Source organism: Streptomyces sp. NPDC043854 (genome assembly GCF_056436005.1).
Genome location: NZ_JBWKDK010000020.1, coordinates 120105 through 130344, shown reverse-complemented (window position 1 = coordinate 130344; position 10240 = coordinate 120105). Strand labels below are relative to the sequence as shown.

Below are 10240 nucleotides of genomic sequence, written 5' to 3'. Positions count from 1 at the left end.
TCCCGGGGGGGAGAGGCGAGACGCGAGACCAGCACCAAAAGGAAAGGGTGGCGGGGGGGGGCCCCCCTTCCAAACCCCCGCCCTTCTCCTCCCCCCCCCCGCCCCCCCCCCCCCCCCCCGCTGCGTATGCGGCGCGTTCCCCCCGGGCGGGGGTGTCAGTGGGCGCCGGTTCCGGTGAGGGAGCGGACCTCGAGCTCCGCGAACTTCTCGGGGTCCGCCTTCTCCTTGGACAGGACGGTGCCCAGCCAGCCCAGCAGGAAGCCGAGCGGGATGGAGACGATGCCGGGGTTCTCCAGCGGGAACCAGTAGAAGTCGGCGTCCTTGAACATCGACGTGGGCTTGCCGGAGACGACCGGGGAGAACAGCACCAGGACGACGGAGGAGACCAGGCCTCCGTAGATCGACCACAGCGCGCCCCGGGTGGTGAAGCGCTTCCAGAAGAGGCTGTAGAGGATCGTCGGCAGGTTGGCCGAGGCGGCGACCGCGAAGGCGAGGGCGACGAGGCCGGCGACGTTGAGGTCGCGGGCCAGAGCGCCGAGGAAGATGGCGACGGCGCCGATGACGACGGTGGACCAGCGGGCCGCCCGGACCTCTTCCTCCTCGGTGGCGTCGCCCTTGCGGATCACGTTCACGTACAGGTCGTGGGCGAAGGACGAGGACGAGGCGAGGGTGAGCCCGGCGACGACGGCGAGGATGGTGGCGAAGGCGACCGCGGAGATCACGGCGAGCAGGATCGCGCCGCCGGTGGAGCCCGCGCCGCCGCCGAGTTCCTGGGCGACCAGCGGGGCCGCGGTGTTGCCGGCCTTGTTGGAGGCGATGATGTCGGTCCGCTTGAGCAGGGCGGCGGCGCCGAAGCCGAGGGCGATGGTCATCAGGTAGAAGGCGCCGATGATGCCGATGGCCCAGTTCACGGACTTGCGGGCGGCCTTGGCCGTGGGAACGGTGTAGAAGCGGATCAGGATGTGCGGCAGGCCCGCGGTGCCCAGGACGAGGGCGATGCCGAGGGAGATGAAGTCCAGCTTCGAGGTGGAGTCCTTGCCGTACTTCAGCCCGGGTTCCAGGAACTTGGCGCCCTGGCCGCTGTTCTCCGCGGCGGTGCCGAGCAGGTCGGAGATGTTGAAGTCGAACTTGAGCAGCACCAGGAAGGTGATCAGCAGGGCGCCCGCGATGAGCAGCACCGCCTTGATCATCTGGACCCAGGTGGTGCCCTTCATGCCGCCGATGGTCACGTAGAGGATCATCAGGACGCCGACCAGTGCGACCACGGCGATCTTGCCGCCGTCGCTGGTGATGCCCAGCAGCAGCGAGACGAGCACGCCCGCGCCCGCCATCTGGGCGAGCAGGTAGAAGATCGAGACCACGATGGTGGAGGTGCCCGCCGCGGTGCGCACGGGCCGCTGGCGCATCCGGAAGGCGAGGACGTCGCCCATGGTGTAGCGGCCCGAGTTGCGCAGCGGCTCGGCGACCAGCAGCAGCGCCACCAGCCAGGCCACGAGGAACCCGATGGAGTACAGGAACCCGTCGTAGCCGAAGAGGGCGATGGCGCCGGCGATGCCGAGGAAGGACGCGGCGGACATGTAGTCGCCGGAGATGGCGAGGCCGTTCTGGAAGCCGGTGAACTGGCGTCCGCCCGCGTAGAAGTCGGCGGCGTCCCGGGTCTGGCGGCCGGCCCAGACCGTGATGATCAGCGTGGCGACGACGAAGAGGCCGAAGAGGGTGATGATCAGCGGCCGGTGCTCGCCGGCGCCGGCCGCGGCCGTGGTGTGCGGCGCCGCGGCCGCCGAGAGGTGCAGCGTGCCGCTCATGCGCCGCTCTCCATCCGCGCCTTGATGGCCTCCGCCTTCGGGTCGAGCTTCTCGGCCGCGTGCCGCGCGTACAGCCAGGCGATGAGGAACGTCGTCGCGAACTGGCCGAGGCCGAGGACGAGGGCGACGTTGATGTTGCCGAACAGCTTGGTCCCCATGAAGCCGCCGGCGTAGTTGGACAGCAGGACGTAGAGCAGGTACCAGGCGATGAAGGCGACGGTGAGCGGGAAGGCGAACGAGCGGTGGGAGCGGCGCAGTCCGGCGAACTCCTCGCTCTGCTGGACGGTGGCGAACTGCTCGGCGGTGGGGCTTGCCGTGGACGTTCCCGCGCTGCCCGGCGGCGGCGCTGCTTCGGTGGTCACGGGGGGCTCTCCTTGTGACGCTGGTGCGGTGGGGACGGACAAATCAACCTCCGTGCGAGGGGGCGGCGAACCGGCCCCCCTGACAACGGCACGGACGAGGGGCCGGGACGGTTCAACGTCCCCGGATTCTTTGGAAACTGATTGCTCGAACGGATGGCGCTGAGACGAGCACCGGCATTAGGTTCACCTGTCATGAACCCGTCGTCCTGCGCGACCGCGCGCGGACGACTTTTTCACGGATGATGTGGAGAACCCATGGCTCATCTGGGATCCGGCCGCCGGCGCCTCGCCGTTCCGGTCGGCCTGGCGCTCACCGCCTCGCTCGCCTTCCTGCCCTCGGTCGCGGCCTCCGCCGCGCCGCTGGGCACCACGGCGGACGCCGCCACGGCGGCGGCGAAGACCGACACCACCGGCCCGAAGCTGTCGTACGTGGCGAACCTGACCGCATACGGGACGGTGAAGCAGGCCAAGAAGGCCATCGAGCGGGCGGGTGGCACGGTGGTGACGGCCTATGAGCAGATAGGCGTGGTCGTCGCGCACTCCCAGAACCCGGAGTTCGCCAAGACGCTGCGCGCCCAGCGCAGCCTGTTCGTGTCGGTCGGCGCCACCCGCACGGCCCCCCTCCAGGCGGTGCAGACCACCGACGAGGGCGCCACGCAGAAGCTGGGCGCGGCGGACGCCGCCAAGGCCGCCGCGGCGGCGCAGGCGAGACAGGAGCCGCTGGAGCCCAACCAGTGGGACCTGCGGACGATCAAGGCCGACCAGGCTCACAAGATCAACGATGGCAGCCCCGACGTCACGGTGGGCGTCATCGACACGGGTGTCGACGACACCCACCCGGATCTCGCCCCGAACTTCTCCAAGGCGCAGTCGGCCAACTGCGTCGGCGGCATCGCGGACACCTCCGAGGGTGCCTGGCGTCCCTACCCGGACGGCAGCGACCACGGCACGCACGTGGCCGGCACCATAGCCGCGGCCCGCAACGGCGTGGGCATCAGCGGTGTCGCCCCGGGCGTCAAGGTCGCCGGCATCAAGGTGAGCGAGCCCGGCACCAGCCTCTTCTACACCGAAGCGGTCCTGTGCGGCTTCATGTTCGCCGCCGAGAAGGGGATCGAGGTGACCAACAACAGCTACTACGTCGACCCGTGGCTCTACAACTGCAAGTCGGACAGCGACCAGGGCGCGCTGGTGGAGGCCCTCACCCGGGCCACCAAGTACGCCGAGCGCAAGGGCGTCCTCAGCGTCGCCTCGGCCGGCAACTCGAACCACGACCTGGCCGCGGACTCGATCCTCGACGACTCCAGCCCGAACGACACCACCCCGGGCCCGCGCACCATCGACCCGAAGGTCTGCCTGGACCTGCCGACGCAGCTGCCCGGCGTGGTCACGGTGAGCGCGACCGGCGACAAGGGCTTCAAGTCGTACTACTCCAGCTACGGCCTCGGCGTCGTCGACGTGGCCGCCCCCGGCGGCGACAAGTGGCAGGTCCCTGCCACCCCGGACGCCAACGGCCGCGTGCTGTCGACCGTCCCGGGCGGCGGCTGGGGCTACAAGCAGGGCACCTCGATGGCCGCCCCGCACGCGGCGGGTGTCGCCGCGCTGCTCAAGAGCGCCCACCCGGACGCCTCGCCGTCGCAGATCCAGCGCCTGATGAAGTCCCAGGCCACCAAGACGGACTGCCCGACGAAGGTGTACGACAGCACGGGCGCGCTGGTCGACGCCACCACCTGCGCGAGCAAGTGGGGCCAGACGGGCTACTACGGCCACGGCGTGATCGACGCGCTGAAGGCGGTCGAGTAACCGCCCACCGGTCACACGGGGGCCGGCCGGGGAGCGATCCCCGGCCGGCCCCTTCCGTCGTTCGAGGGCGTCAGGACATGACGATCACGTTGAGCGCGGTGCGGCCGTCTGCTGCGCGGCAGCCGTCCGGGGCCTCGTCCGGGCCGGCCACCGTCGGCCGATGCGGCTGTCCTGGCGGTCGCCGGTCCGGTCGCGGGCGAGTGCTCCGGTGGTCAGCAGGTACTGGGCGGCCGCGTACGTGGCCATGATCCAGAAGTCGGGGCGGGGCAGCTGGGGCCAGGCGGCGACCCCGCTCGCGATGAGCGAGTCGGACAGCAGGAACAGCGCCCCGCCGATGCCCGCGCGCAGGCCGAACACGCCCGCCCGGCAGGCCATGGCGGTGAGCAGCAGGCTGTAGCAGGCGACCGGGATCCGCAGGTCGGCCGGCAGGTCGCCCCACAGCAGCCCGACGGTGCCGAGCAGGGCGGCGGCGTAGGCGGCCGCCAGGGCGGGGTGCGTCCTGCCCCGGCCGAAGAGGACGAGGTAGCAGACATGCCCGGCGGCGAAGGAGCCCATGCCGGCGAGGAAGGCGGGCTCGGCGTCGAAGAGCAGGGCCAGGTCCCCGCCCCAGCCGAACAGCAGGGCCGCGAGCAGCAGGCGCGGGGCCCGGCGGGTGACGGCGTACGCGGCGAGCAGCGGCATCAGCAGCGGCTTGAAGAGGACGTGCCCGGGGTGCCAGGCGGCGAGCAGCGACACGAGGTCGGCGGCGGTGGCGACGGCGAATGCGGCGAGCAGGACCCGGCCGGCGGTCTCCCGCGCGCCGGAGGCCGCGGCGCCGCCTGCGCCGTGGGCACCCGGTCCCGCTGCCGCGGAGGCCGCGGGGGCGCTCACGCGGCCCGCTCCGGGGCGGTCGCGGCCGGGGCACCGGCACCGGCGACGGGGGCGGGGGCGGGCTGCCAGCCGGGGCCGCGGAAGACCCGTCCGGCGCGCTCGCGCCAGCTGCGCGCGGCGCGCAGGTCGCGGGCGATGGCGGCGTACTCGTGGGTGGCGACGCGCAGCGGGTTGTGGGTGTTGATGTTCTTCGTCAGCCCGAAGACGGGCTTCTCCTCCTCCGGGACCCAGGAGCCGAACATCCGGTCCCAGACGATCAGGATCCCGCCGAAGTTGCGGTCCAGGTAGCCGCCCTGGGAGGCGTGGTGGACGCGGTGGTGGGAGGGGGTGTTGAAGACGTACTCGATCGGGCGGGGCAGCTTGTCGATGCGCTCGGTGTGGATCCAGAACTGGTAGAGGAGGTTGACCGAGTAGCAGAAGGCGACGGCCGCCGGGTGCACGCCGAGGGCGATCATCGGCAGGTAGAACGGCCAGGAGGTGGCGCTGGTCCACGGCTGGCGCAGGGCGGTGGTGAGGTTGAACTTCCGGCTGCTGTGGTGGACGACGTGGCAGGCCCACAGGATCCGGATGACGTGGTGCCCGCGGTGCTGCCAGTAGTAGAAGAAGTCCTGGGCGAACAGCATCAGCAGGAAGGTCCACCACAGGAACGGCACCCGCAGCGGGGTCAGTTCGTAGACCGCGGTGTAGATCGCGACGACCGGGATCTTCCACAGGAAGTCGAAGAAGATGCTGCCGATGCCCATGGTGAGGCTGGTGACGGCGTCCTTGGTCTCGTACCCGGCGGCGTCCTCGTCGGGATGGATCCGGTAGCTCACCACCTCGATCACGGTGAGCAGGACGAAGGCGGGTATGGACCACAGCACGACATCGGGCAGATTTGGCATGGGCGCACCTTAGGGCGGGTTCCGGGGTGCCGCTAGGGGTTGTTACCGATCAGTATCCGATGGGGTTACCCCGGGTACAAGGGGGCGGATGCGTGGCAGGGCTCGAAAACGGCCGCCCTACGGATGGCGAGCACGGGCCGCGGGGCGGCTGTGGCCGGACCGGGCCGGCCGCGGCCGGATTCCGACCCCGGCGGGGAACGGGCTGTCAGTGCGGGCCCGTATCCTCTGTGACCATGCTCGACGACCGTACGACCGCAGAGACGACGTGGCCGACCGCGTACCCGACGGGGTACGCGGTCGTCGACGTGGAGACCACCGGGCTCGCACGCGACGACCGGATAGTCTCCGCGGCCGTCTACCGGCTCGACGCGCAGGGCAACGTGGAGGACCACTGGTACTCGCTGGTCAACCCGCAGCGGGATCCGGGCCCGGTATGGATCCACGGCCTGACCAGCGAGATACTCCAGGACGCGCCCCTCTTCAAGGACATCGCCGGGGAGTTCGCCGAGCACCTCGCCGGCCGGGTGCTGGTCGCCCACAACGCCATGTTCGACTGGCAGATGATCGCCCGGGAGTACGCGCGGGCCGCCGACACCGCGCCGGTCCGTCAGCGGCTGTGCACCATCGCCCTGTCGAAGGAACTGGCCCTCCCGCTGCCCAACCACAAGCTCGAGTCGCTCGCCGCGCACTTCGGCGTGGTCCAGCAGCGCGCCCACCACGCCCTGGACGACGCCCGCGTCCTGGCGGAGGCGTTCCGTCCGTCACTGCACGCCGCCGCGCAGGGCGGGGTGCGGCTGCCGCTGCTGGAGTGCCGGCCGCTGACGGAGTGGTCGGACTCCCCCGTCACCGCGCGGATCGGCCACCAGGCCTCGTACCGCGGCAGCACCTGGCGGCCCTCGCGCAAGCGACCGCCGTGCCCGCACCCCAACCCGGGGCGCTACGAGGACGGCAAGCCGCTGAAGCAGGGCATGCGGGTCGCCTTCTCGGGCGACACCTCGGTCGACCGCGAACTGCTGGAGGACCGGGCGGTCGAGGCGGGCCTGCACGTCGCGACGAGTGTGTCGCGGCTCACGAGCCTGCTGGTGACGAACGACCCCGACTCGGCGACCTCGAAGACGGTCAAGGCGAAGTCCTACGGCACGCCGGTGGTCGACGAGGCGGCGTTCACCCAGCTGCTGCGGGACGTGGCTGCGGCAGACGGGTGAGCGTAGGGCGACTCGCCCGGCGCCCGCTTCCCCGGCCCGCCGTCCGGTCCCACCCTGTGGCGCATGGCACGTTGTGAGGTCTGCGGAAACGACTACGGCATGTCCTTCGAGGTGCACGCGCAGGGCGCGGTGCACGTCTTCGACTGCTTCTCCTGCGCCATCCACCGCATGGCGCCGATCTGCGAGCACTGCCGGGTGCAGATCATCGGGCAGGGCGTCGAGGTCGATGGCCACTTCTTCTGCGGGGCGCACTGCGCCCGCGCGGAGGGGAAGGTGGGCATCGTCGACCACGTGTGACGCACGCCCCTCCCACGCCCCATCCCGCTCCCCGTCCCCTCCTCTCCCACTCCCCGTCCCCGTCCCTCCGGCTCCGCTCCCGACCCCGGACGGCCACCCGGCCGCCGGGGTCTTCGCGGCTGGGGGTACCGTCGTGGGCGTGTACCGCTTTGTGCTGACCCGGCAGTGGGTGACCCTCACCCTCTTCGCCCTCGTCCTCATCCCCGTGATGATCAGGCTGGGGTTCTGGCAGTACCACCGCCACGAGCACCGGGTCGCGCAGAACGAGCTGATCGCATCCAACCTGACCGCGCAGCCGGTCCCCGTCACCGAGCTGGCCTCCCCCGGCCACCGGGTCCCGCGGTCCGACTACTGGCGGGCGGTCACCGCCACCGGCACGTACGACACCGCGCACGAGGTCGTCGTCCGGATGCGCACCTCCCAGGACGACAGGGTCGGCTTCCACGTCGTGACCCCGCTCGTGCTGGCCGACGGCCGGGTGGTGCTGGTCAACCGCGGCTGGGTGGCGGGCGGCGACGACCCCCGCGCCTACCCGCCGGTGCCGGCCGCGCCCTCCGGCGAGGTGACGGTCACGGGCCGGCTGAAGGCCGACGAGACCAGCGGCGGCAGCGGCATCAAGGACCGCAAGGGGCTGCCGGACCGGCAGGTCATGCTGATCAACAGCGAGCAGCAGGCGGCCTCCCTCGGCCGGCCCGTCCTCGGCGGCTACCTGGAGCTCACTTCCCCGACCCCGGCGGACGGCACGCCCGAGCCGGTCGCCGAGCCCGACCACGACTCGATCGGCGCGCACATGGCGTACGCGGTGCAGTGGTGGCTGTTCGCGGCGTCCGTGCCGGTGGGCTGGCTGGTCCTGGTCCGGCGGGAGAAGCGCGACCGGGAGGCCGCGGCGGCCGCGGCCGACGCCCCCGGTCGGGAGCCGGCGCCGGCGGCGTAGCGCCGGCCGCTGCTCAGCTGCCCATTACGGTGCGGGGCCGGCGCGGCGTAGGTTGTCGGGCATGGATCTTGGACTGAAGGACCGTGTCTACATCGTCACCGGCGCCACCCGCGGCCTGGGCTTCGCCTCCGCGCGCGAGCTCACGGCGGACGGCGCCCGCGTCGTGGTGTCGGGCCGTGACGAGGACCGGGCCGCCGCGGCCGCGGCGGCGCTGGGCCCGAACGCGGTGGGCGTCGCGGCCGACAACGCCGACCCGGAGGCCGCCGGCCGGCTGATCGCCGCGGCGAAGGAGCACTTCGGCCGCTTCGACGGCATCCTCGTCAGCGTCGGCGGTCCGGCGCCGGGCTCGGCGGCCGACACGACCGACGCGCAGTGGACGGAGGCGTTCGAGGCGGTGTTCCTGGGCGCGGTGCGCCTGGCCCGGGCGGCGGCGGCCGAACTGGGCGAGGGCGGGGTCGTCGGCTTCGTCCTGTCGGGCTCGGTCCACGAGCCGATCCCCGGCCTGGCCGTCTCCAACGGCCTGCGGCCCGGGCTGGCCGGGTTCGCCAAGTCGCTGTCGGTGGAGCTCGGGCCGCGGGGCATCCGGGTGGTCGGGCTGCTGCCGGCCCGTATCGACACGGACCGGGTGCGGGAGCTGGACGCGCTGTCCGGCGATGCGCAGGCGACCCGCACGGCCAACGAGGCGCACATCCCGCTGGGCCGCTACGGCACCCCCGAGGAGTTCGGCCGGACGGCGGCGTTCCTGCTGTCGCCGGCGGCCTCGTACCTGACGGGGGTGATGCTGCCGGTCGACGGCGGCTTGCGGCACGGCTTCTGACGGGCCGCCCTGCCGGGCGTCTGCCGGGTGTCTGCCGGGCCTCCAGGCGGCCGGTTCGCGGGGTGTCCGTCAGGTGACGCGGCTGGCGCGGTGCCTGGGCACGCGGAGGCGGGCCTCGGCCGGGAGCCCGGCCAGCCCCGCCGAGGTGCGGGCGTGGCCGAGCACCGGCCCGGCCAGCGCGGCCAGCGCATCCGCCGGGACGGCGAACGGCTCCAGTTCCAGGGCCACCCGCAGGCGCGGCGCGCCCCGGCGCCCGCGCAGCACGACCCGGCACCGCGCGACCCCGTGCAGTGCGCCGGCCTCCGCGGCCACCGCCTCCTCCAGGGCACGGCCGCGGAGCACGGCGAACGCCCCGTCACCGGTGTCCACCACCACGGCAGGCAGCCGCGGGCGGCGCAGCTGGGCCAGCAGCCACCACAGGGCGAGCAGCACGCACAGCGCCAGACCGGCGGCGACGGCCCACCACCACCAGCCCTGGGCCTGCCAGTGCTCCCGCCGGGTCTGCTCCGCGAGCAGCGGCGCGTGGCGGCCGCCGAGCGGCGGCACCGCTGCCAGCACCCCCGCCCCGGCGGCGAGCAGGACGAGCCCCACCAGCCCGAGCAGGATCCGGTTGGCCGTCCGGAGCACGCGGCTCACCTCTTCCCGTCGGCGGCCCGGGTGACCCGTACCCGCGGCTGCGGCGGGTGGGCGAGGCCCAGTTCGCCGATGCCGACGGCGAGTACGGCCTCCAGGTCGGCCCGTACGTCGTCCAGTTCGCGGAAGTGCGAGGCGGCCCGCACGGCGACACGGGTGCGGCCCACCCGTACGCGCGCGGACCGCACCCCGGGCACCTCCATGGCCCGGTCCCGCAGCACCAGCGCGGCGTCCTTCCGCCCGAGCCCGGCCCGGATCCCGGAACCGTCCCCCTCGCCGGGGGGCAGCATCGGCAGGAGGCCGCGCAGTCCGGGGGTGAGGGCCAGCACCAGCAGGACCGCCCCGGCCACGGCCAGGACCCCGGCGGCGGCGAGCACCTCCGGATCGGCGGGGGTGTGCTGGGCCAGCCTGGCGGCGAGGTCGCGGCGCCACTGCATGCCGGGCCGGTGGGCCCGTACGGCGGCGAGGTCGTAGAGGAACAGGCCCGCCGCCCCGAGCAGCACGAGCGCGGTCAGCGCGGCCGGGATCCGCCGGGCCGACCAGAACCGGCCGGCGGCGGGGGGGGGGGGGGGGGGGGGGGCGGGGGGGGGGGGGGGGCACCTGCCCCCCCCCCCCCGCGCCACGGGTGGGACG

At 73.2% G+C, this 10240-nt stretch carries 11 protein-coding genes; 5 read left to right on the top strand and 6 right to left on the bottom strand.

The annotated features are described in order from the left end of the window. Positions 1 to 155: 155 nt before the first annotated feature. Positions 156 to 1805 carry a solute symporter family protein gene (locus AC068A_RS19990; protein ID WP_478586614.1) on the bottom strand — a complete coding sequence of 550 codons (1650 nt, stop codon included), beginning with the start codon at positions 1803 to 1805 and terminating at the stop codon, positions 156 to 158. Next, complete coding sequence (locus tag AC068A_RS19985; RefSeq protein WP_478586612.1) at positions 1802 to 2167, bottom strand: DUF485 domain-containing protein; 366 nt, start codon at positions 2165 to 2167, stop codon at positions 1802 to 1804. The genes AC068A_RS19990 and AC068A_RS19985 overlap by 4 nt, the downstream gene beginning before the upstream one ends. A 255-nt stretch (positions 2168 to 2422) precedes the next feature. On the opposite strand from AC068A_RS19985, the gene AC068A_RS19980 reads away from it, so the two are divergent. Continuing rightward, a complete protein-coding gene (locus tag AC068A_RS19980; RefSeq protein ID WP_478586610.1) occupies positions 2423 to 3967 on the top strand; it encodes a S8 family serine peptidase in 1545 nt (514 codons plus the stop codon). An 84-nt stretch (positions 3968 to 4051) separates the two neighbouring features. Here the strand turns inward: AC068A_RS19980 and AC068A_RS19975 are convergent, their stop codons facing one another. Together AC068A_RS19975 and AC068A_RS19970 are read right to left on the bottom strand one after the other, a co-directional pair. Then, positions 4052 to 4837 (bottom strand): lysoplasmalogenase, encoded by a 786-nt coding sequence (locus tag AC068A_RS19975; protein WP_478586608.1) that lies wholly within the window; start codon positions 4835 to 4837, stop codon positions 4052 to 4054. Next, positions 4834 to 5721, bottom strand: coding sequence for a sterol desaturase family protein (locus tag AC068A_RS19970; RefSeq protein ID WP_478586607.1), 888 nt, complete (start codon positions 5719 to 5721; stop codon positions 4834 to 4836). Before AC068A_RS19970 ends, AC068A_RS19975 begins: the two co-directional genes overlap by 4 nt. 227 nt (positions 5722 to 5948) lie before the next feature. Between AC068A_RS19970 and AC068A_RS19965 the strand changes: the two genes are divergently transcribed. The 4 genes from AC068A_RS19965 (at position 5949) to AC068A_RS19950 (ending at position 8974) form a co-directional block, all read left to right on the top strand. Next, entirely contained in the window at positions 5949 to 6926 is a 978-nt protein-coding gene (locus AC068A_RS19965; RefSeq protein WP_478586606.1) for a DEDDh family exonuclease, read from the top strand. 63 nt (positions 6927 to 6989) lie between these two features. Next, on the top strand, positions 6990 to 7223 hold the full coding sequence (locus tag AC068A_RS19960) for a hypothetical protein (protein WP_478586604.1): 234 nt from the start codon (positions 6990 to 6992) through the stop codon (positions 7221 to 7223). A 139-nt stretch (positions 7224 to 7362) separates the two neighbouring features. Then, a complete protein-coding gene (locus AC068A_RS19955; protein ID WP_478586602.1) occupies positions 7363 to 8157 on the top strand; it encodes an SURF1 family cytochrome oxidase biogenesis protein in 795 nt (264 codons plus the stop codon). 61 nt (positions 8158 to 8218) lie between these two features. Further along, positions 8219 to 8974, top strand: a complete 756-nt coding sequence (locus AC068A_RS19950; RefSeq protein ID WP_478586601.1) for an SDR family oxidoreductase — start codon at positions 8219 to 8221, stop codon at positions 8972 to 8974. 69 nt (positions 8975 to 9043) lie between these two features. Here AC068A_RS19950 and amaP read toward each other — a convergent pair whose 3' ends face one another. Both amaP and AC068A_RS19940 read right to left on the bottom strand, forming a co-directional pair. Then, positions 9044 to 9610 carry an alkaline shock response membrane anchor protein AmaP gene (amaP, locus tag AC068A_RS19945; RefSeq protein WP_478586599.1) on the bottom strand — a complete coding sequence of 189 codons (567 nt, stop codon included), beginning with the start codon at positions 9608 to 9610 and terminating at the stop codon, positions 9044 to 9046. Beyond that, a partial coding sequence (locus AC068A_RS19940) for a DUF6286 domain-containing protein (protein ID WP_478586597.1) occupies positions 9607 to 10240 on the bottom strand: 634 nt, incomplete at its 5' end. The genes AC068A_RS19940 and amaP, both read right to left, overlap by 4 nt.